The organism is Rhodococcoides trifolii (genome assembly GCF_014635345.1).
In the GTDB taxonomy this organism is placed as follows: domain Bacteria; phylum Actinomycetota; class Actinomycetes; order Mycobacteriales; family Mycobacteriaceae; genus Rhodococcoides; species Rhodococcoides trifolii.
The window spans coordinates 1,047,377-1,067,244 of sequence record NZ_BMCU01000002.1 but is presented as its reverse complement, the minus strand read 5'-3'; the positions used below and the strand labels follow the sequence as shown (position 1 = coordinate 1,067,244).

19 protein-coding genes are annotated in these 19,868 nt (G+C 67.7%); 2 read left to right on the top strand and 17 right to left on the bottom strand.

Annotated elements, in window-relative coordinates:
* Positions 1 to 10: 10 nt before the first annotated feature.
* From tpiA to IEW02_RS12225, 8 genes are all read right to left on the bottom strand, one after another.
* Positions 11 to 796, bottom strand: coding sequence for a triose-phosphate isomerase (gene tpiA / locus IEW02_RS12260; protein ID WP_188545028.1), 786 nt, complete (start codon positions 794 to 796; stop codon positions 11 to 13).
* A 3-nt stretch (positions 797 to 799) separates the two neighbouring features.
* Entirely contained in the window at positions 800 to 2,005 is a 1,206-nt protein-coding gene (locus IEW02_RS12255; RefSeq protein WP_188545027.1) for a phosphoglycerate kinase, read from the bottom strand.
* A 9-nt stretch (positions 2,006 to 2,014) separates the two neighbouring features.
* Positions 2,015 to 3,034: a type I glyceraldehyde-3-phosphate dehydrogenase gene (gap, locus tag IEW02_RS12250; RefSeq protein WP_188545026.1), complete on the bottom strand. Its 1,020-nt coding sequence runs from the start codon at positions 3,032 to 3,034 to the stop codon at positions 2,015 to 2,017.
* A 108-nt stretch (positions 3,035 to 3,142) separates the two neighbouring features.
* Positions 3,143 to 4,120: a DNA-binding protein WhiA gene (gene whiA, locus IEW02_RS12245; protein WP_188545025.1), complete on the bottom strand. Its 978-nt coding sequence runs from the start codon at positions 4,118 to 4,120 to the stop codon at positions 3,143 to 3,145.
* Positions 4,117 to 5,139, bottom strand: a complete 1,023-nt coding sequence (locus tag IEW02_RS12240; RefSeq protein ID WP_308933176.1) for a gluconeogenesis factor YvcK family protein — start codon at positions 5,137 to 5,139, stop codon at positions 4,117 to 4,119. The genes whiA and IEW02_RS12240 overlap by 4 nt, the downstream gene beginning before the upstream one ends.
* Positions 5,136 to 6,056 carry an RNase adapter RapZ gene (gene rapZ, locus IEW02_RS12235; protein WP_229745959.1) on the bottom strand — a complete coding sequence of 307 codons (921 nt, stop codon included), beginning with the start codon at positions 6,054 to 6,056 and terminating at the stop codon, positions 5,136 to 5,138. Before rapZ ends, IEW02_RS12240 begins: the two co-directional genes overlap by 4 nt.
* Positions 6,053 to 8,134: an excinuclease ABC subunit UvrC gene (uvrC, locus tag IEW02_RS12230; protein WP_188545024.1), complete on the bottom strand. Its 2,082-nt coding sequence runs from the start codon at positions 8,132 to 8,134 to the stop codon at positions 6,053 to 6,055. Before uvrC ends, rapZ begins: the two co-directional genes overlap by 4 nt.
* A 9-nt stretch (positions 8,135 to 8,143) precedes the next feature.
* Positions 8,144 to 8,725: a TetR/AcrR family transcriptional regulator gene (locus tag IEW02_RS12225; RefSeq protein ID WP_188545023.1), complete on the bottom strand. Its 582-nt coding sequence runs from the start codon at positions 8,723 to 8,725 to the stop codon at positions 8,144 to 8,146.
* Between the two features lie 89 nt (positions 8,726 to 8,814).
* Between IEW02_RS12225 and IEW02_RS12220 the strand changes: the two genes are divergently transcribed.
* Together IEW02_RS12220 and IEW02_RS12215 are read left to right on the top strand one after the other, a co-directional pair.
* Positions 8,815 to 10,251, top strand: coding sequence for an FAD-dependent monooxygenase (locus IEW02_RS12220; protein WP_188545022.1), 1,437 nt, complete (start codon positions 8,815 to 8,817; stop codon positions 10,249 to 10,251).
* The gene (locus IEW02_RS12215) at positions 10,244 to 12,184 is read left to right on the top strand and encodes a gamma-glutamyltransferase family protein (protein ID WP_195812347.1); all 1,941 of its coding nucleotides are present in this window, start codon (positions 10,244 to 10,246) and stop codon (positions 12,182 to 12,184) included. Before IEW02_RS12220 ends, IEW02_RS12215 begins: the two co-directional genes overlap by 8 nt.
* Before the next feature lie 4 nt (positions 12,185 to 12,188).
* Here IEW02_RS12215 and IEW02_RS12210 read toward each other — a convergent pair whose 3' ends face one another.
* From IEW02_RS12210 to fmt, 9 genes are all read right to left on the bottom strand, one after another.
* Positions 12,189 to 12,659, bottom strand: a complete 471-nt coding sequence (locus IEW02_RS12210; protein WP_188545021.1) for a PH domain-containing protein — start codon at positions 12,657 to 12,659, stop codon at positions 12,189 to 12,191.
* Positions 12,656 to 13,153, bottom strand: a complete 498-nt coding sequence (gene ribH, locus IEW02_RS12205; RefSeq protein ID WP_188545020.1) for a 6,7-dimethyl-8-ribityllumazine synthase — start codon at positions 13,151 to 13,153, stop codon at positions 12,656 to 12,658. Before ribH ends, IEW02_RS12210 begins: the two co-directional genes overlap by 4 nt.
* Positions 13,150 to 14,415 carry a bifunctional 3,4-dihydroxy-2-butanone-4-phosphate synthase/GTP cyclohydrolase II gene (locus tag IEW02_RS12200; protein ID WP_188545019.1) on the bottom strand — a complete coding sequence of 422 codons (1,266 nt, stop codon included), beginning with the start codon at positions 14,413 to 14,415 and terminating at the stop codon, positions 13,150 to 13,152. The genes ribH and IEW02_RS12200 overlap by 4 nt, the downstream gene beginning before the upstream one ends.
* Before the next feature lie 64 nt (positions 14,416 to 14,479).
* Positions 14,480 to 15,085, bottom strand: a complete 606-nt coding sequence (locus tag IEW02_RS12195) for a riboflavin synthase (RefSeq protein WP_188545018.1) — start codon at positions 15,083 to 15,085, stop codon at positions 14,480 to 14,482.
* Between the two features lie 12 nt (positions 15,086 to 15,097).
* On the bottom strand, positions 15,098 to 16,108 hold the full coding sequence (gene ribD / locus IEW02_RS12190) for a bifunctional diaminohydroxyphosphoribosylaminopyrimidine deaminase/5-amino-6-(5-phosphoribosylamino)uracil reductase RibD (protein WP_188545017.1): 1,011 nt from the start codon (positions 16,106 to 16,108) through the stop codon (positions 15,098 to 15,100).
* A 5-nt stretch (positions 16,109 to 16,113) separates the two neighbouring features.
* Positions 16,114 to 16,794, bottom strand: a complete 681-nt coding sequence (rpe, locus tag IEW02_RS12185) for a ribulose-phosphate 3-epimerase (RefSeq protein ID WP_188545016.1) — start codon at positions 16,792 to 16,794, stop codon at positions 16,114 to 16,116.
* 6 nt (positions 16,795 to 16,800) lie between these two features.
* Complete coding sequence (locus IEW02_RS12180) at positions 16,801 to 17,469, bottom strand: SGNH/GDSL hydrolase family protein (RefSeq protein WP_188545015.1); 669 nt, start codon at positions 17,467 to 17,469, stop codon at positions 16,801 to 16,803.
* Positions 17,469 to 18,926, bottom strand: a complete 1,458-nt coding sequence (locus IEW02_RS12175; protein ID WP_188545014.1) for an RsmB/NOP family class I SAM-dependent RNA methyltransferase — start codon at positions 18,924 to 18,926, stop codon at positions 17,469 to 17,471. Before IEW02_RS12175 ends, IEW02_RS12180 begins: the two co-directional genes overlap by 1 nt.
* Complete coding sequence (fmt, locus tag IEW02_RS12170; protein WP_188545013.1) at positions 18,923 to 19,846, bottom strand: methionyl-tRNA formyltransferase; 924 nt, start codon at positions 19,844 to 19,846, stop codon at positions 18,923 to 18,925. Before fmt ends, IEW02_RS12175 begins: the two co-directional genes overlap by 4 nt.
* Positions 19,847 to 19,868: the final 22 nt, after the last annotated feature.

Here is a 19,868-nt window from a genome sequence, read left to right as displayed (position 1 = left end):
GAACTAGACGTCAGGGAAGTGGTCCACCGGCGGCAATGGCCGACAGGGTGGCGAACTCGTCCGCCTTCAACGACGCACCGCCCACGAGGGCACCGTCGACGTCGGTCTGGCCGACGATCTCGCCGACGTTCTTCGCACTGACCGAACCACCGTAGAGAACGCGAACCGTGGCGGCGACGTCGACAGTGGACAGCGAGACGAGCTCCTGGCGAATGGCGCCGCACACCTCCTGCGCGTCCGACGCGCTCGCGACACGACCGGTTCCGATGGCCCAGACCGGCTCGTACGCGATGACGACCTTGCCGATGTCCTCGGCCGACAGTCCGGCCAACGATCCCCGCAGTTGCTCGACGTTGTAGTCGACGTGCGTGCCTGCCTCGCGAATGTCGAGACCCTCACCGATGCACACGATGGGCGTGAGCCCGTGCTTCAGCGCTGCCTTGGCCTTCGCCAGGACGGTCTCGTTGTCCTCGCTGTGGTTCGTGCGGCGCTCGGAGTGACCGACCACGACGTAGGTACACCCCAGCTTGGCGAGGAACGCCCCGCTGATCTCACCGGTGTAGGCACCGGAGTCGTGGACCGAAAGATCCTGGCCACCGTAGGTGAGCAGGAGCTTGTCGCCCTCGATCAGCGTCTGCACACTGCGAATGTCGGTGAACGGCGGAATGACCGCGACGTCCACCTTCTCGAAATACTTCGCCGGCAACGAGAAGGCGATCTTCTGCACCAGAGCGATGGCCTCGAGGTGCGTGAGGTTCATCTTCCAGTTGCCCGCGATGAGCGGTTTACGTGCCACGCGTCAGTCCTCCAGAACCGAAAGTCCGGGTAGCTCTTTGCCTTCGAGGTACTCGAGTGAGGCACCGCCACCGGTGGAAATGTGCGAGAAACCGTCGTCCGGCAATCCGAGAGCACGGACGGCCGCCGCCGAGTCGCCACCACCGACGACGCTGAACGCGCCCTTGGCCGTGGCGCCCACGATGGCCTCCGCGACACCCTTGGTACCCGCCGCGAACTTCTCGAACTCGAACACGCCCGCCGGACCGTTCCAGAACACCGTCTTGGCGTTCGCGAGCACGGCGGCGAAACGCTCCACCGACTTCGGCCCGATGTCCAGGCCCATCCAGTCGTCCGGAATCTCCGACGCCGGAACGACCTTGGACTCCGCGTCCGGCGCGAACTTGTCGGCGATCACGATATCCACCGGGAGGTGGATCACGTCGGCGTACTTGTCGAGCAGGCCCTTGGTGACCTCGATCTGATCTTCCTGCAACAGCGAAGTTCCGACCGAATAGCCCTGTGCGGCAAGGAATGTGTAGGCCATACCGCCGCCGATCACCAGGGTGTCGACCTTGGGCGCCAACGCCTCGATGACACCGATCTTGTCGGAGACCTTCGAACCGCCGAGCACCACTGCGTACGGCCGCTTCGGATCCTCGGTCAACGTGGCCAGCACGTCGACCTCGGTGGCGACCAGCGTGCCCGCGTAGTGCGGGAGCAGTGCAGCGACGTCGTAGACAGACGCCTGCTTGCGGTGGACGACGCCGAAGCCGTCGGAGACGAACGCTGCGTCCTCGCCCGCGAGGGCGACGAGTTCGCGAGCGAGGGCGGCGCGCTCGGCGTCGTCCTTGCTCGTCTCGCGCGGATCGAAACGAATGTTCTCCAGCAACAGGACGTCGCCGTCGGTCAGGCCCTCGGCGCGCGCCTCGGCGTCCTGACCGACCACGTCGCCCGCCAACTGCACGTGCCGACCGAGCAGCTCACCGAGCTTGGCCGCCACCGGTGCCAACGAGTACTGCGGATCCGGTTCGCCCTTCGGGCGGCCGAGGTGCGCCGTGACGATGACCTTGGCGCCGGCGTCCACCAGTGCACTGAGCGTCGGGATGGAGGCTTCGATACGACCGGGGTCGACGATCTTGCCGTCTTCGAGCGGAACGTTGAAGTCCGACCGGACGAGAACACCTCGACCGGCGACTCCTGCGTCGAGAAGCTCTTGAAGATTTTTCACGCCAGCGCCCTAGAGCGACTTGCCGACGAGATCGATGAGGTCGGCGAGGCGGTTGGAGTAGCCCCACTCGTTGTCGTACCAGGAGACGACCTTGACCTGATCCTCGATGACCTTGGTGAGCGGCGCGTCGAAGATCGACGAGTGCGGGTCGGTCACGATGTCCGAGGACACGATGGGGTCGGTGTTGTACTTCAGGATGCCCTTCAGCGGTCCCTCGGCAGCGGCCTTCATCGCGGCGTTGATGTCCTCGACCGAGCCGGACTTGCGCACGTTGACCGTGAGGTCGGTGACCGAGCCGGTGGGGATCGGCACGCGCAGGGCGTAACCGTCGAGCTTGCCGAGCAGCTGCGGGAGCACCAGGCCGATCGCCTTGGCGGCGCCGGTGCCGGTGGGCACCACGTTGAGAGCGGCGGCGCGGGCGCGGCGCAGATCCGAGTGCGGGCCGTCCTGCAGGTTCTGATCCTGGGTGTACGCGTGGATGGTCGTCATGAGGCCCTTGACGATGCCGAACTCGTCGTCGAGCACCTTGGCGATCGGGCCGAGGCAGTTGGTGGTGCACGAGGCGTTGGAGATGATGTTCTGGCTGCCGTCGTACTTGTCGTCGTTGACGCCCATCACGATCGTGATGTCCTCACCCTTGGCGGGTGCGGAGATGATGACCTTCTTGGCGCCGGCGTCGATGTGCCCCTGCGCCTTCGCGGCGTCGGTGAAGATGCCGGTGGACTCGACGACGACGTCGACACCCAGGTCACCCCAGGGAAGCGCCGACGGTCCCTCACGAAGCGAGAGTGCCTTGATCTTCGAATCGCCGACGACGATGGTGTCGTCACCCTCGAGGCTCACGTCGTACGGCAGACGGCCGAGGATGGAGTCGTACTTGAGGAGATGCGCGAGAGTCGCGTTGTCCGTCAGGTCGTTGACCGCGACGATCTCGATGTCGGTGGTTCCGAGCGCCTTCTGCGCATCGACTGCTCTGTAGAAATTGCGCCCGATACGACCGAAGCCGTTCACGCCTACCCGAACCGTCACTGTTCGCTCCCTATGTATGTGGCTGATCTTGCTTTAGCGTGACCTACCCTAGTGCTCCGCGCGTTCCGTCGTGCAGTTGCAGGAACTCGCCGGTTTCGACGGCGACCGTCAGGCCTCGTCCAGGAGTTCCGCGGTCACGGCGGATTCGGTGTCCGGGATGCCCGTGTCCTTGGCCTTGCGATCGGCCATCGACAGCAACCGGCGGATGCGACCGGCCACGGCATCCTTCGTCATGGGTGGGTCGGCCAGCTGTCCGAGCTCCTCGAGCGACGCTTGCCGGTGCTCGACGCGGAGATGACCCGCGGCCGCCAGATGGTCGGGCACGTCCTCGCCCAGAATCTTCAGAGCCCGCTCCACCCGCGCCGCCGCCGCCACGGCAGCGCGGGCCGAGCGGCGGAGGTTCGCGTCGTCGAAGTTGGCCAGTCGGTTCGCCGTGGCGCGCACCTCGCGGCGCATGCGGCGTTCCTCCCATGTGAGCCTGGTGTCCTGTGCGCCCATCTTGGTGAGCAGTGCGCCGATGGCCTCACCGTCTCGGACCACCACCCGGTCTGCACCCCGAACCTCGCGAGCCTTGGCGGTGACCCCGAGTCGACGCGCCGCGCCGACGAGCGCGAGAGCCGCCTCCGGGCCGGGGCAACTGACCTCGAGCGCCGACGACCGGCCGGGTTCGGTCAACGATCCGTGGGCGAGGAACGCGCCGCGCCACGCGGCTTCGGCGTCGGCCACCGTTCCGCCGACCACCTGGGCGGGCAGTCCACGAACGGGCCGGCCGCGCATGTCCAGCAGACCGGTCTGCCGGGCCAGTGCTTCGCCGTCCTTCGCCACCCGCACGAGGTACCTGGACGTCTTCCGAAGGCCACCCGCACTGAGCACGTGCACCTCGGCGTTGTACCCGAACAGCTCGAAGATTTCTCGACGCAATCGACGCGCGATGGACCCCTGGTCCACCTCGGCCTCGACGACCACGCGACCGGCGACGATGTGAAGTCCTCCGGCGAAACGCAGGAGCGCCGACACCTCGGCCTTGCGGCAGCTGACCTGTGTGATCGTCAACCGGCTCAATTCGTCCTTGACATCGGCTGTCATGGCCACGAAGAGCGTTCCTTCCTACTGATGTCCACCATGTGGTCGTCTCTTCCGGGTCGCCCCTGGCCGCACAGACGGCTCAGGACGCGTCCCAGTTTGTCCGCGTCGTGCACGTTCGCTCGCGGCCCCGAGACGTCCTCGTAGACCACGGTGGCGCCGAACAAGCCGGCCGCGCGGGCGACGTGCTCGCGTTCGCTCCCCTCCGGCACCGACGCCGAATCCACGAGAACGTCGTCCACCGCGAAAGCAGGGGCGTGTTGGGACAGTACGTGCAGATGGCGCTCCGCGGAGAATCCGGTGGTCTCCCCCACCTCCGGCGCAAGGTTCAGCACCAGGACCTTGCGCGCCGCGGTCGTACGCAGCGCGTGCAGCAGCTGCGGAACCAGGACGTGCGGAAGCACGCTGGAGAACCACGACCCGGGGCCGAGCACCACCATCTCGGCTCGTTCGATCGCGGCGAGCACCTCGGGTCCGGCCGGCGGATCGGGCGGCAGCAACCGCACCCGTCGCACCTTGCCCGGCGTGGTGGCCACCGCGACCTGACCGCGGATGACGCGGCTCACGCGCGGGTCCGATTCCAGGCCCACGACGTCCGCTTCGATGTCCAGCGCGATCGGCGACATGGGAAGAACTCGACCTTCGAGCCGCAGCAGACGTGCGACCTCGTCGAGCGCGGACACGGTGTCCCCCAGCACCTCGGCGACGCCGGCGAGAAGCAGATTGCCCACCGAGTGTCCCGCCAGTGCGCCGTTGCCGCCGAACCGGTGCTGAAGCACCTCGGCCCACAGTTGACTACGCGCATCCGTTCCCGCCAACGCGGCCAGCGCCATCCGGAGATCGCCCGGAGGAACGACCCCCAGCTCGGTGCGCAAACGGCCGGACGATCCGCCGTCGTCCGCCACCGTGACCACCGCGGTGACCGACGACGTGAACCGACGCACCGCACTCAAGGTGGCGTAGAGCCCGTGGCCACCACCTAGTGCCACAACATCCGCGGCCACGACGTCCGCGTCGGTCACTCTCGACCCAGATCTCGATGCACGACGCGCACGGACACCCCGCTGTCTGCGCGGAGACGCTCGGCCAGGGCCTCGGTGGTCGCGACACTGCGGTGCTTGCCGCCGGTGCACCCGACGGCGATGGTCATGTACCGCTTGCCCTCCCGCCGATAGCCACTCAGCGTGAGCTGGACGAGCCGGTAGTACAGGTCGAGATACTCCGCTGCGCCCGGTTGGGACAAGACGTAGTCGCGCACGGCCGCGTCTTGGCCGGTGGACGCGCGGAGCTCGGGTATCCAGTGTGGGTTGGGCAGAAAGCGCATGTCGCACACCGCATCGGCGTCGAGCGGGAGACCGTACTTGAACCCGAAGGACTCGACGGTGATCGCGATGGTCTCGGACCGCTCGTTCGCGAACGCACTCTCGATCTTGTCGCGCAGGCCGTGCACCGACAACGTGCTGGTGTCGATGACGAGATCGGCCGCTGCCTTGACCGACGACAGCTGCGACCGCTCGTCCGCGATGCCCTCGGTGAGGGTGCCGTCCACTCCGTAGTTCTGCAGCGGATGGCTACGCCGGACGGATTCGAAGCGCCGAACCAGCACGTCGTCGGATGCGTCGAGGAACAGCACCCGTGGGCGCACCCCGGTTCCGGCGAGGTCTTTCAGCAGGGTTGCGACGTCACCGTTGAACAGCCGACTTCGAACGTCGACGACCAGCGCGAGCCGATCTATTCCGGGGGTGCTGGTGCGACCGATCTCGATCATCCGGGTGATCAACTCGGGCGGCATGTTGTCGGCGACGTACCACCCGAGGTCCTCGAGCACCTTGCCCGCCGTTCCGAGCCCGGCACCGGACAGTCCGGTCACCAAGGCGACCTCGATGTCGGTGTTCTCGGCGGCGCTCTCGTCGAGCTCTCGTTCCTGCTGGTGGTTCACTCGGCCGGCTGTCCTGTTCGTGGAGACGTACTCGCGGTCGGTGGAAGTGCTGACTCATCATCCCCCACGGGCGTCGTCGATGCGTCGGCATCGCCGGGTTCGACCGGTTCGCGCTGTTCGACGCCGAGCGCCTCGAGGACCGCCCGCGCCGTGGTCTCACCGATTCCGGGGACTTCGACGATCTCGTCCACCGTCGCCTGCTTCAGCTTGGCCACCGATCCGAAGTGGGACACCAGCGCGGCTCGACGGGTCTCTCCCAGGCCTTTCACCGAGTCCAGCGCGGACGCGGTCATGCGCTTGCTGCGCTTGCTCCGGTGAAAGGTGATGGCGAACCGGTGTGCCTCGTCGCGCACCCGCTGCAGCAGAAACAACGACTCGCTGGTGCGCGGGAGGATGACGGGGTCCACCTCGCCGGGAACCCACACCTCCTCGAGCCGTTTGGCGAGCCCGACGATGGCGACGTCGGTGACCCCGAGCTCGTCGAGAACCGCCGCGGCGGCCGCCACCTGCGGCGCTCCTCCGTCCACGACGAACAGGTTGGGTGGGTACGCGAACCGGCGCGGACGTCCGGTCTGCGGGTCGAGGGACGCCTCGGGCGACAGGTCGCCTCCGGAGTCCTTGCCGTGCCGGAGGAACCGGCGCCGGGTGACCTCGGCGATGCTGGCGACGTCGTCGGAGTGACCGTCGCCGGCCGCTTCCTTGATGGCGTAGTGGCGATAGTCGCTCTTGCGCGGCAACCCGTCCTCGAACACCACCAGCGACGCCACGACGTCGGTGCCCTGGACGTGCGAGATGTCGATACACTCTATCCGCAGTGGGGCGGTGTCCAGATCCAATGCTTCTTGAATGCCTTGCAGCGCTGCCGATCTGGACGTGAAATCGCCGGCGCGTTTCAGCTTGTGCTGTTGCAGCGACTCCAGCGCGTTGCGCTGCACGGTCTCCGCAAGGGCGCGCTTGTCCCCTCGCTGGGGTACGCGCAGAGCGACCGTGGACCCACGCAGCGTGCTGAGCCACGTCTGCACCTGTTCGGCGTTGGGCGGGAGGACCGGTACCAGTACCTCACGCGGTACCGCGTTGGTGGCGCCGTCCGCGGTCTGCGCCGACAGCGACGCCTGCTCTCCGTAGAACTGCGTGAGGAACTGTTCGACGAGTGCGGGAAGATCCGACTTGTCTCCTGCGGTTGACGTGTCGACGACGTCGCCGGCCTTCTCGATGACCCACCCACGTTGCCCACGGACCCGTCCACCACGGACGTGGAACACCTGTACGGCGGCCTCGAGCTCGTCGGTGGCGAACGCCACCAGATCGGCATCGGTGCCGTCGCCCAGTACGACCTGCTGCTTCTCGAGGGCGCGCTTGAGGGCGCCGACGTCGTCTCGCATGCGTGCGGCCATCTCGAAATCGAGGTTCTCGGACGCGGCCTGCATTCGGTTCTCGAGCTGCCGAACCAATTTGTCGGTCTTGCCGGACAGGAAGTCGCAGAAGTCCTCGACGGTCTGACGATGTTCCTGCGCCGTGACCCGCCCCACGCAGGGCGCCGAACACTTGTCGATGTACCCCAGAAGGCAGGGCCGCCCGATCTGGTTGTGGCGCTTGAAGACTCCGGCCGAGCAGGTGCGAGCGGGAAACACGCGCAACAGAAGATCGAGTGTCTCGCGGATGGCCCAGGCGTGTGCGTACGGCCCGAAGTACCGCACGCCCTTGCGTCGAGGCCCTCGATAGACGAACAGTCTCGGGAACTCTTCGTTCATCGTGACGGCAAGCATGGGATAGCTCTTGTCGTCCCGGTAACGCACGTTGAACCGCGGATCGAATTCCTTGATCCAGTTGTACTCGAGCTGGAGTGCTTCGACTTCCGTGGTGACGACGGTCCATTCGACACTGGCCGCGGTGGTGACCATCTGCCGGGTACGCGGGTGCAGGGACGTGATGTCGGCGAAGTACGAATTCAGCCGACTGCGCAGGCTTTTGGCTTTGCCGACGTAGATGACGCGTCCGTGCGGGTCACGAAATTTGTACACCCCTGGTTCCACCGGAATGCTTCCGGTGGCGGGGCGATACGAAGCTGGATCGGACACCCACCCAGGCTAGCGGTCGGGTGCGACAGAGCCGACCGGCGTCGGCTCGTTCAGGTAACGCCGCAGCGTGGGGCCTATCCAGGCGGTCAGATCCTCCCGTGACATGTCGACCAGGGGCGGTACGCGCAGCACGTAGCGCGCGAAAGCGAGCCCGAGGATCTGCGATCCGACGAGGGCGGCTCGTTCCGTCGGGTTGTCGACCGCGACGGTGGCGAGCGCGGGCGCGACCTGTCGTTCGAACACGCCGAGCATCTCCTCGACGGCGCGGGAGCTGGTGGTCGTCGCCCGCAGCAGGGACAGGAAGGACGCGTCGTCCTCCCACACCGCGAAGAACCGCGGCATCAATATGTCCGCGATGTCGTCCGCGGTCACACCCGTGAGGTCCGGAATCGGCAGCTCGAAGGAGGCGGCGTCGGCGAAGAGTGCGTCCTTGGTTCCGAAGTACCGCATCACCATTGCGGGGTCCACGCCGACGTCCGCGGCGATGGCGCGCACGGTGGTGCGCTCGAACCCGTCGGCGCCGAAGCGAATCCGTGCCGCGTCGAGAATCGCGGCTCTCGTCGTGGCCGCGGACCGAGTGCGTGGAGGCATGACGCCAGCGTAGTCAACGCATGTTGACCAGAGGGCACACGGGGTCTACCGTCGAAGTCAACAACCGTTGACAAGCGAAGGAGCCTGCGATGAATTCGGTGGACGTGATCGTGATCGGAGCCGGACCGGCCGGATGTATGCTCGCCGGCGAGATAGCCCGCACGGGCCATTCGGTCGTGGTCCTCGACAAGCGGGACGGCGTCTCACCGCACAGCCGAGCGTTCGCCGTGCACGCCCGGACGCTCGAGTTGCTGGACACCCGCGGACTGGCGGACGACCTGATCGCGACGGGGACGATCACGCACACACTGTCGCTGTGGCGCGGAGCCTCCGTCGACCTCTCCCGGCTGCGCACGCCGTTCCCGTACGTCCTGGTGACACCGCAGGTGCACGTCGACCGGGCTCTGGAGACCTACGCACGGACACAGGGCGCCCGGGTCGAGCGCGGCGTGACCGTCACCGGCCTCGAACAGGACGACGCCGGCGTCCGGGTTCGCGCAGTGTCGAGCGACGGAACCGAACAGACGTGGACCGCCGAGTACGCCGTCGGCGCAGACGGTGTGCACAGCACCGTTCGAGGATTGCTGGGACAGGCATTCCCCGGCCGAGAAGTGTTGCGCTCCATGGTGTTGAGCGACGCCAAGCTGGACCGGCCACCCACGGATGCCATCACCGTGAACGTCGGCGGCGACTGCTTCGCGTTCCTGGCACCGTACGGCGAGGGATGGTTCCGCGTCATCGCGTGGGACCGGCGGGCGCATCATCGCGACGACGCACCCGTGGAACTCGAGGAAGTTCGCGGACTGCTCCAACGCGCCATGGGAACCGACTACGGCCTCAGCGACATCCGGTGGTACTCACGCTTCGCCTGCGACGAGCGGCAGGTCGAGCAATACCGCACCGGCCGGGTGGTTCTCGTCGGAGACGCCGCCCACGCCCACTCACCGGCCGGTGGCCAAGGTATGAACACCGGCATACAGGACGCAGCGAACCTCGGGTGGAAGCTGGCGGCAGCGTTGGACGGCGCCCCGAATGTTCTCGACACCTATCAGGACGAACGCCATCCCGTCGGCAAAATGGTCCTGCGCACCAGCGGGCTGACGATTCGAACCATGACGATGAAACCTGCCATCGTCCGGCGCTTACGCCAGCGGCTGGTCAGCGCGCTCGTGCGTCGACATTTCGTGAGCGATCTGGTCACGCGTACGTTCTCGGGCATCGGCATCTCCTATGCACGCGGCCGCGGCGACCATCCGCTGGTCGGCACACGGGTCTCCGACGTTCGGCTCACCGACGGCACCGTTGCGGACGCCCTGCAGCACCCCGGTTTCCTGCTCGTCGCGGGGCGCGGTGACGACCGCGTACAGGCACCCGTTCCGGTGGTTCGTCGAGCCGACGACGGCCCGAGCATCCTCGTGCGTCCCGACGGGTACATCGCCTGGGCCGGCGACCACACGTCACGTGAGTGGCGCACGGCTCTGTCGAGATGGACGGGTTCGACCCCCGCGACCGCCGACGCTGGGTAGCGTTCGGGCGGTGTCTCGCGCCCTGATTCTCGCCGGTGTTGCCCTGCTCGTCATCAGCTCCGCAGCGTGTTCGTCCACTGAAGTGGAGGCCGCGAACACCTGCGTACCGGGAGGCGGCGGAACACCCGTGCCGCAATCGTCGGCACCGGGCGCGCCCGGCGACATCTCGACGAATCCGGAGATTGCGACGGGCTACCGGACGGGAATGACCGCGGTGTCGACGAACAGCTACGCGGTGTCCACCGCCAATCCCGTGTCGACGCAGGCCGCGTGCGAGGTATTGCGCGACGGGGGAACGGCTGCCGACGCGTTGGTCGCGGCCCAGATGGTTCTCGGGCTCGTCGAACCGCAGTCGTCCGGCATCGGCGGCGGCGCATTCCTGCTGTACTACGACGCCGAGAGTCGCGAGGTGCAGGCGTACGACGGTCGTGAGACGGCCCCGGCGTCGGCCACCGAGAACTATCTGCGGTACGTCGACGACACGAACCGCACCGCTCTCCTGCCGACCGCCCGTGCCAGTGGCAGGTCGATCGGGGTGCCCGGTGTGCTGCGTCTGCTCGAATCGGCACAGGGTGATCACGGAAACAAGCAGTGGGACAGCCTCTTCGCCCCGGCAGTCGACCTCGCCGACAACGGGTTCGAGATCAGTCCCCGCATGGCGCAGTCGATCTCGGATTCCGCAGCGGATCTGGCCAAGGACCCAGAGGCCGGCGCCTACTTCCTCGAGCCCGACGGATCGGCCAAGACGGCGGGAACGGTATTGACCAACCCGGCGATGGCCAAGACCCTCGGCGCGATAGCGAGCGACGGCGCCGCTGCGTTCTACACCGGGGACATCGCCCGCGCGATCGTCGACGCCACCGCGGACACCACCGGTGGCCGCACGCCCGGACAGATCACGATGGACGACCTGGCGAACTACGAGGCGAAGACGCGGACCGCGGTCTGTACGCCCTACCGCGATCACGACATCTGCGGGATGCCCGGTCCGTCGTCGGGCGGTATCGCCGTGGCGTCCGCGATGGGAATTCTCTCGAACTTCGATCTGGGGCAGTACGCCCCGACCGACCTCGACGCCGACGGCGGCCGTCCGACAGCCGAGGGAGTGCATCTGATCTCCGAAGCCGAGCGCTTGGCGTACGCCGACCGCGACAAGTACGTCGCCGATCCCGACTTCGTTCCGCTTCCCGGTGATTCACCCGATCGATTACTCGACCCGCAGTACCTCGCCGAGCGGTCTCGGTCGATCGATCCCGCGCGCTCGATGGGAACCGCCCAGCCCGGCGACTTCGGCCCGGTTCCGCTCGGCAGCTATGCCGGACCGGAGCACGGAACCTCACACATCACCGTGGCCGACGAGTACGGCAACGTGGCGTCGATGACCACGACGGTCGAGTCGGCGTTCGGGTCGTTCCACATGACCGACGGGTTCGTCCTCAACAACCAGATGACCGACTTCGCAGCGGAGCCGGTGGGGAAGGACGGCCTGCCCGTCGCCAACCGTGTGGAGCCCGGCAAGCGGCCCCGTAGTTCGATGGCTCCCACCCTGGTGTTCGACCGCCAGGCCGACGGTTCGCGCGGTGACCTTCGGCTGGCGACCGGTTCGCCCGGCGGCTCGGTGATCATCCAGTTCGTGGTGAAAAACCTTGTCGGCGTTCTGGACTGGGGTCTCGACCCGCAGCAGGCGGTCTCGATGGTCGACTTCGGCGCCGCCAACACACCCGCGACGAACGTGGGCGGCGAACACCCGAACATCGACGCGTCCAACGACGGCGCGGCCGACCCCCTGGTGACCGCCCTGCGCGGCATGGGACACCAAGTGTCAGTGGCAGATCAGTCGAGCGGCTCGTCGATGCTGCTCAGGACCGACTCCGGATGGATCGGCGGGGCGGACCCGCGTCGTGAGGGTGTCGTGATGGGCGACGCGAACTAGTCGGTCACTCGGCGACGCTGGATCCGTACTTGCGTTCCAGCGCACGAAATTTGCGCGCCGCCGCGACCGCGTACTCACGGTCGTTCGCCTGGATGGCCATCACCGGGATGTATTCGTCGTCCGGTATCTCGATTCGGGCCCACGACGCCCCCGGTGGGAACGACAGGCTGTTGACGAGGTCCCATTCGACGAACTTCTCGGTCACGAGATTGCGTACGAGAACACCTTTGGCACCGACGCGAACACGGGGCCGAGTCAGCAGCAGCACCCCGCCGCCGAGGCCACAGCCGATCAGAAAGATGCCGATCTGATCGACTCGCTGGAAGTACACACCCGTCGCGCCTGTTCGCAACAGGATGCCCAACGTCAGATGAACCAGAATCAGCAGTGCCGCAACGGCGATCGCGTACCGGGCAGACTTGCGCGGACGCGCCTCGAGCTCCCATTCCGGCACTTCGGTCGTGTTCTCGGTCATCGGAACGACCCTTCCGTCCACGGCTCACGCAGGTGCTTCAGCGTCAGGGCGGTGTCGATAGCGGCGGCACACGCCTGCGCGCCCTTGTCCTCGCTGGAACCGGGCAGCCCGGAACGGTCCAGAGCCTGCTGCTCGTCGTTCACGGTGAGCACACCGTTGGTGACGGGCGTGGACTCGTCGAGGGACACGCGCGTCAAGCCGGCGGTCACCGCGTCGCAGACGTACTCGAAATGCGGTGTGCCGCCGCGGATCACGACGCCCAGCGCGACGACGGCGTCATGTGTGCGGGCCAACTGCTGCGCCACGACCGGTAGCTCGATGGCGCCGGCCACCCGCACGACGGTGATGTCCTCCACGCCGGCCTCGGCGGCCTTGCGCTTGGCGCCCTCGAGCAACGCTGTGCTCACCTTCTCGTGCCACTGTCCCGCCACGATGGCGAGTGTGAGATCGGACGCGCCGCCGAGTTCGAGCTTGGGTTCGCCGGCTCCGCTCATCGTGGGCCACCGGCGTCGAGGGTGGATCCGAACTCGTCCAGACCGACGAGGTCGTGGCCCATCCGATCTCGTTTGGTGCGGAGGTAGGTCAGGTTCTCCGCATTCGCGCGCAGGGGCATCGGTACCCGCTCGGTGATGTGCAGCCCGTACCCGTCCAATCCCACACGCTTGGCGGGGTTGTTGGTCAGCAGCCGCATCGACGAGATACCGAGGTCGACGAGGATCTGTGCGCCGATGCCGTAGTCGCGCGCGTCGGCGGGCAACCCGAGTTGGAGGTTCGCGTCGACGGTGTCCGACCCGGCGTCCTGCAGTTGGTAGGCCTGCAACTTGTGCAGCAACCCGATACCGCGGCCTTCGTGCCCGCGCATGTAGAGCACGACGCCGCGATCTTCCTTGGCCACCATGTCCAGTGCCGCGTCGAGTTGAGGCCCGCAGTCGCAGCGCATGGAGCCGAACACGTCGCCGGTCAGGCACTCGGAGTGCACGCGCACGAGAACGTCGCTGCCGTCGCCGTCCGGCCCGGGGATGTCCCCGCGCACCAACGCCACATGTTCGACCTCGTCGTAGATGCTCTGGTAACCGACCGCGCGGAACACGCCGTGAGCGGTGGGGATGCGAGCCTCGGCGATGCGCACCACGTGCTTCTCGTGTTTGCGACGCCATGCGATCAGGTCGGCGATGGAGACGAGCGCCAGATCGTGCTCGTCGGCGAACACGCGGAGTTCGTCCGCGTGCGCCATCTCGCCTTCGTCCTTCTGGCTGACGATCTCGCAGATGACGCCGGCGGGGCGCAGATCGGCCATACGTGCCAGATCGACGGCTGCCTCGGTATGGCCGGGGCGCCGCAGGACGCCGCCTTCCTTGGCTCGCAGCGGAACTACGTGGCCGGGCCGGGTGAAGTCGTTGGCGCCGGTGTCGGGATCGGCGAGCAGACGCATCGTGGCGGCGCGGTCGGACGCCGAGATGCCGGTGCCGATTCCTTCTCGCGCGTCGACGGTGACCGTGTACGCGGTGCCGTGCTTGTCCTGGTTCGTGGAGTACATCGGCGGCAGGCCCAGACGGTCGCAGTCCTCGCCGGACAACGGGACGCAGAGGTATCCGGAGGTGTAGCGCACCATGAAGGCGACCAACTCCGGTGTCGCCTTCTCGGCGGCGAAAATCAGGTCGCCCTCGTTCTCGCGATCCTCGTCGTCCACCACGACCACCGCTTTACCAGCGGCAATGTCGGCGATGGCGCGTTCGATCGTGTCCAATCTGGTCACGCGTTGCGCTCCCCACGTTCGCTACTCGCAGAGCCGAGTAGATCGTTTCCTCCAGCGTACGACCTCACGGTCGGGCGTTCTGCAACCGCTCGACGTACTTGGCGATGATGTCGACCTCGAGGTTGACGGGTGTTCCCGGCTGTGCTGCGCCGAGCGTCGTGAGGTCGAGGGTCGTGGGAATGAGCGAGATCTCGAAGTGCTCGTCGCCAGGTGTCCCGCCGAGCGCGGACACGGTGAGAGACACACCGTCGACGGTGATGGATCCCTTCTCCACGACATAGCGAGAGATGTTGTCGGGCAGTGAAATTCGGACGACGGTCCAGTTGTCGGACGGAGTTCGGGAGACGACGTGGCCCGTACCGTCCACATGGCCCTGCACGATGTGGCCACCGAGTCGGCTGTTGACCGCGGCCGCGCGTTCCAGGTTCACCGCACTGCCGACGGCGAGACTCTGCAGGCTGGAACGGTTCAGCGTCTCCTGCATCACATCGGCCGTGAACGACCCGTCGACCACGTCGACCACGGTCAGGCACACGCCGTTGACCGCGATCGAGTCGCCGTGTGACGCGTCGGATGTCACCAGCGGTCCCTGCACGGTGAACCGTGCGGCATCGCCCAGTTCCTCCTTGGCCACCACGTGGCCGAGTTCTTCGACTATTCCGGTGAACACACACTCTCCTCGTCAGCGGTCGGGCGTCAGGCTGATCAGAGTATCCGGACCGAACGTGCGCACCGACTCTCGTCGAAACCTCAACGCGTCGGCGATTGTTCCCACGCCGGCCTCGGCGGACACGGCCGGCCCGGAACCGAGAATCACCGGAGCGATGTAGGCCGTGACTCGGTCGACGAGGTCGGCGGACAGGAACGCGCCGACGACCGTCGGGCCGCCTTCGAGCACGACGTCTCCGAGGTCGCTCAGCGCAGCCAGGACGGCGTGCGGATCGTGGGAGCGGACCAGCCGGGTCTCGGCGGAGCCGTCGAGAATCCGGGCGGCGGGCGGAATCTCCCGCTCGCCGACGACGACACGGACAGGTTGGCGCGGGGCGAGCGAACCGTCGGGCAGGCGGGCGGTGAGCCACGGGTCGTCGGCGAGAACCGTGCCGGTTCCGACGATCACCGCGTCGACCTTCGCGCGTTCGGAGTGCACGTGGGCACGTGCCTCCGGGCCGGTGATCCATCGACTGGTCCCGTCCGCGGCAGCGATCCGCCCGTCGAGGGACGACGCGTACTTCCAGGTGACATGGGGCCGTCCACTGCGCTGCCGATGCAGCCACGCACGCAGCGGACCTGCGGCGACGGCGTCTGCATCGAGTCCGTCCGTCACGTGCACCCCTGCTGCCGTGAGTGTCTCGGCTCCGCCGGACGCCACGGGGTTCGGGTCGGCCAAGGCGAACACTACCGAGGCCACCCCGGCCTCGATCAGTGCGCGGGTACACGGCCCCGTGCGGCCGGTGTGATTGCACGGCTCCAGCGTCACCACGGCTGTGCCGCCGCGTGCGAACTCCCCCGCTGCCCGCAGCGCGTTCACTTCGGCGTGCGGGCCCCCGGCCGGTGACGTGTGACCGACGCCCACGACGTCCCCGACCGCGTTCAGGATCACTGCGCCGACGGGCGGATTGGGCGTCGAACTGCCGCGAGCGTTCTCCGACGCCTCGGCGGCCAACCGCATCGCCGCCGCGACATCGAGCGCCATACCGCTCAGGCCAGGGTGAGGTGCGGAGAGGCAGCGGCAGCGGCGGCACGCAACGACGCCACCGCGGCGGCCGGGTCGTCGGTGTTGTAAACGGCCGACCCGGCGACGAAGCAGTCGACGCCGGCTTCGGCGGCGGCGGTGATGGTGTCGGCGTTGATGCCGCCGTCGATCTCGACGACCAGGTTCAGCTCACCCGAATCGACCAGGCGACGTACCGCGCGTGCCTTGTCGAGCACGGCGTCGATGAAGCTCTGCCCGCCGAAGCCTGGTTCGACGCTCATCACGAGAAGCGTGTCGAAGTTCTTCAGGATCTCGAGGTACGGCTCGATCGGTGTGTTCGGTTTGATGGACAGCCCCGCACGAGCACCGGCGGCGCGGATGTCCTTCGCCACGGCGATCGGGTCGTCGGTCGCCTCGGCGTGGAACGTGACGTTGTATGCGCCGGCTTCGGCGTAGGGCGGCGCCCATCGGCCCGGGTCGTCGATCATGAGATGACAGTCGAGCGGAATGTCCGTCGCGGCCAGAAGGGACTTCACGACGGGCAGGCCCAGGGTCAGGTTCGGAACGAAGTGCGCGTCCATGACGTCGACGTGCAGCCATTCGGACCCGTGCACGGCTGCCGCTTCGTCGGCGAGGCGGGCGAAGTCGGCGGACAGTATCGAGGGGGCGATCATCGGTTGGGCCACGAGCGGTCAGCCTAGTAGGTCCTGGTCCACGCGTTCGAGAGCGTCCGCGATGTCGTCGGCGAGCTGGGCCTGCCCGGCGTCGGTGGGATGGTCACCGTCGTCCTGGATCAGCGTCGGATCGGCGAGCCACCGCAACGGCAGAGGGTCGACATAGCTCAGTTGTGCACTCTCCGCTGCGGATCGGACTGCGTCTCCCACAGGAGTGAGTTCGGGCGGAGGGTCACCCACGCTCCAGATCGGACCGATCACCACGACACGTGCAGAGGGCGCCTCGAGTTCGAGTCGGCGGTAGAGGTCCGACGCGGCGACGCCGACCGCGCTCGGGTCGGCGTCGACGTCGTTCTCGCTGCCGACGACGAGCACGACATCGACCGGGTTCGCGACCACCGCGTCGACCTGATCGGTGAATGTGCCCAGAACACCGTCTCCCGCAACGTAACCTGCACCACCCTGGCTCGCGTTCTCGAGGCCCCAGCCGTACCGCTCGGCGAGGACTTCGGGCCAGACGACGTCGTTGTCCGAACCCGCGGAGAACGAGTCACCGATCACCGCGACGGCTGCTTGCGCCGGCGCGGATACCACGGTGACCGGAGCCGCGGGCGGCGCCGGCTGTGCGGAACAGGCCGCGAGAAAGACGGCGAGGAGAAGGCACGACCCCACGCGCGACATCTCCATCAATCAGTTGTACCTGCCCCGGCCGGCACCCGCAGCGCCGCCATGAACATCGCGTCGGTCCCCTGACGGTGGGGCCACAACTGCACGTGCGGCCCGGAACCGAGGTCGGGTACGCCCGCCACGAGCTCGCGGGTGTCGAGCTGCTGAACACCGTGACGACGAACCGCGTCGGCCACCACACCCATGGTCTCGGACAGATGCGGCGAACAGGTCGAATACAGCACCACACCCCCCGGACGCACCAAAGCTACTGCGGCAGCCAGCAGTTCGCGTTGCAGCTTCACCAGTGCGGCCACGTCGGACGGCTGTCGACGCCATCTGGCCTCGGGCCGGCGGCGCAACGCCCCCAGCCCGGTGCACGGTGCGTCGACCAGAATCCGGTCGTAGCCGGGCGTCAGGCCCGATTCGCGGCCGTCGACCACATGGACGTCGACGGGCAGATCGCGCGCCGTCTTACGCACCAGTTCCGCACGATGCTCGGACGGTTCCACCGCGTCGACTCGGTGTCCCTCGATGGCCGCCAACGCTCCGAGAAGGGCGGCTTTGCCGCCGGGGCCGGCACAGAGGTCGAGCCACCGTCCGCCGTCCGGACCGTCGAGCGGAGCCACGGTCAATGCCCGCGCCACCAGTTGGCTGCCCTCGTCCTGCACGGCGGCCAGCCCGTCGCGGACGGCGTCGAGACGCCCCGGGTCACCGCCGTCCAGATACACCGCGTAGGGCGACCACCGGCCCACCTCTCCGCCGGTCACCAGGGCAAGTTCTTCTGCCGAGATCTCTCCTGGCCGCGCAACGAGATGCACGGCGGGTCGGGCGTCGTCGGCGGTCAGCGCGTCCTCGAGCTCGGCGGCGTCGGCACCGAGGGAATTCGAGAACGCCTGCGCGATCCACGCGGGGTGCGCATGCGCGAAGGCGAGGTGGCCCACCGGATCCTTCTCGGCCGACGGCGCGAGCAACGCGGTCCACTCGTCCGCGCTGCGTTCGGACACTCGCCGGAGCACGGCGTTGACGAAACCTGCCTGCCCCGGCCCGAACTCGCTGCGCACGAGGTCGACGGACGTGGCGACCGCGGCGTGCGGGGCGACCCTCGTTCGCAGCAACTGATAGGCCCCTAGTCGCAGCACGTCCATCAACGGACCGTCGATCTCGGACGCGTCGCGCCCGGCGGCATGCGCGATGACCGGGTCGAGAACCCCGCGGGCGCGGGAAGTCCCGTACGCCAGTTCGGTGGCCAGTGCGCTGTCGCGGGCGTCGAGTCGACGCTCACGCAGGAGCCCGGGCAGAACCAGGTTGGCGTAGGCCTCCCGTTCGCGGACAGCGCGCAGCACATCGCGCGCGGCCAGCCGAGCGGGGTCGAGTGCGGCGTCGGACGGGTTGGGCCGTGACGGTTGCTTCGGTCGGTTGGTCCCGCGGCCCTTGCCCCGTCGCCCCGGGGAGCTGCCCGCTTTGTTCTCGCTCATCGCGCCGTCACCGATTCTCCGAGCCGTGCACCTCGGGCCCAGTCGCTCGCCACCATCGGTTTCTTACCGGGAGGCTGAACGGTACCGAGTTGCACTGCGCTGCTTGCCGTTCCGATCAGTACCGCCTTACGACGGACGTCGACGGCGCCCACGGGCAGGGCCTCGTCGACGATCGTGACCGGTCCGAGCTTGATGCGCGTATCGCCGATCTCGGTCCACGCACCGGGTGCGGGGGTGACCGATCGAATGAGACGGTCGACGGCGTGGGCGGGCGCGGACCAGTCGACGTGCGCCGACTCCGTGGTGACCTTCGGCGCCGCCGACACCCCGTCGGTGCTCTGCGGAACGGCGGTGACCGTGCCGTCCGCTATCCCGTCGAGCGTCGACTCGAGAAGCGTTGCTCCACCCTCGGCGAGCCGAGACAGCAGCGAACCGGTGGTGTCGTCGGGCCGAATGCGCTCGGTCATCACGCCGAACACCGGGCCGGTGTCCATCCCTTGCTCGAGCAGGAACGTCGACGCGCCCGTGAGCTCGTCACCCGCTGCGATGGCCGCCTGAACCGGGGCGGCGCCGCGCCACGCCGGCAGCAACGAGAAGTGCAGGTTGACCCACCCGAACCGCGGAACGTCGAGAATCGACCGCGGCAGCAGGGAGCCGTAGGCCACCACGGGGCAGCAGTCGGGCGCCAGATCGGTCAGCGCGGCAAGGAACTCGGGGTCCGACGCTGTGGCGGGCGTCAGCACCGGGATCGCGTGTTCGTCCGCCAGCAGAGCCACCGGTGATCTGGACGCCTTCCGGCCGCGACCGGCGACCGTGTCGGGTCTGGTCACCACGGCGACGACGTCGTGTCGCGGTGACGCGATCAGCGCAGCCAGAGACGGCAGAGCGGGGTCCGGTGTGCCGGCGAACACGATGCGCACGAAAACAGATCCTCATTCTCGG

Coding starts and splice junctions, on each gene's coding strand:
- whiA (WP_188545025.1), bottom strand. CDS start 4,120: ATGACAGCCGATGTCAAGGACGAATTGAGCCGGTTGACGATCACACAG.
- IEW02_RS12225 (WP_188545023.1), bottom strand. CDS start 8,725: ATGCCTCCACGCACTCGGTCCGCGGCCACGACGAGAGCCGCGATTCTC.
- IEW02_RS12220 (WP_188545022.1), top strand. CDS start 8,815: ATGAATTCGGTGGACGTGATCGTGATCGGAGCCGGACCGGCCGGATGT.
- IEW02_RS12210 (WP_188545021.1), bottom strand. CDS start 12,659: ATGACCGAGAACACGACCGAAGTGCCGGAATGGGAGCTCGAGGCGCGT.
- ribH (WP_188545020.1), bottom strand. CDS start 13,153: ATGAGCGGAGCCGGCGAACCCAAGCTCGAACTCGGCGGCGCGTCCGAT.
- ribD (WP_188545017.1), bottom strand. CDS start 16,108: ATGGCGCTCGATGTCGCGGCGGCGATGCGGTTGGCCGCCGAGGCGTCG.
- IEW02_RS12180 (WP_188545015.1), bottom strand. CDS start 17,469: ATGGAGATGTCGCGCGTGGGGTCGTGCCTTCTCCTCGCCGTCTTTCTC.
- IEW02_RS12175 (WP_188545014.1), bottom strand. CDS start 18,926: ATGAGCGAGAACAAAGCGGGCAGCTCCCCGGGGCGACGGGGCAAGGGC.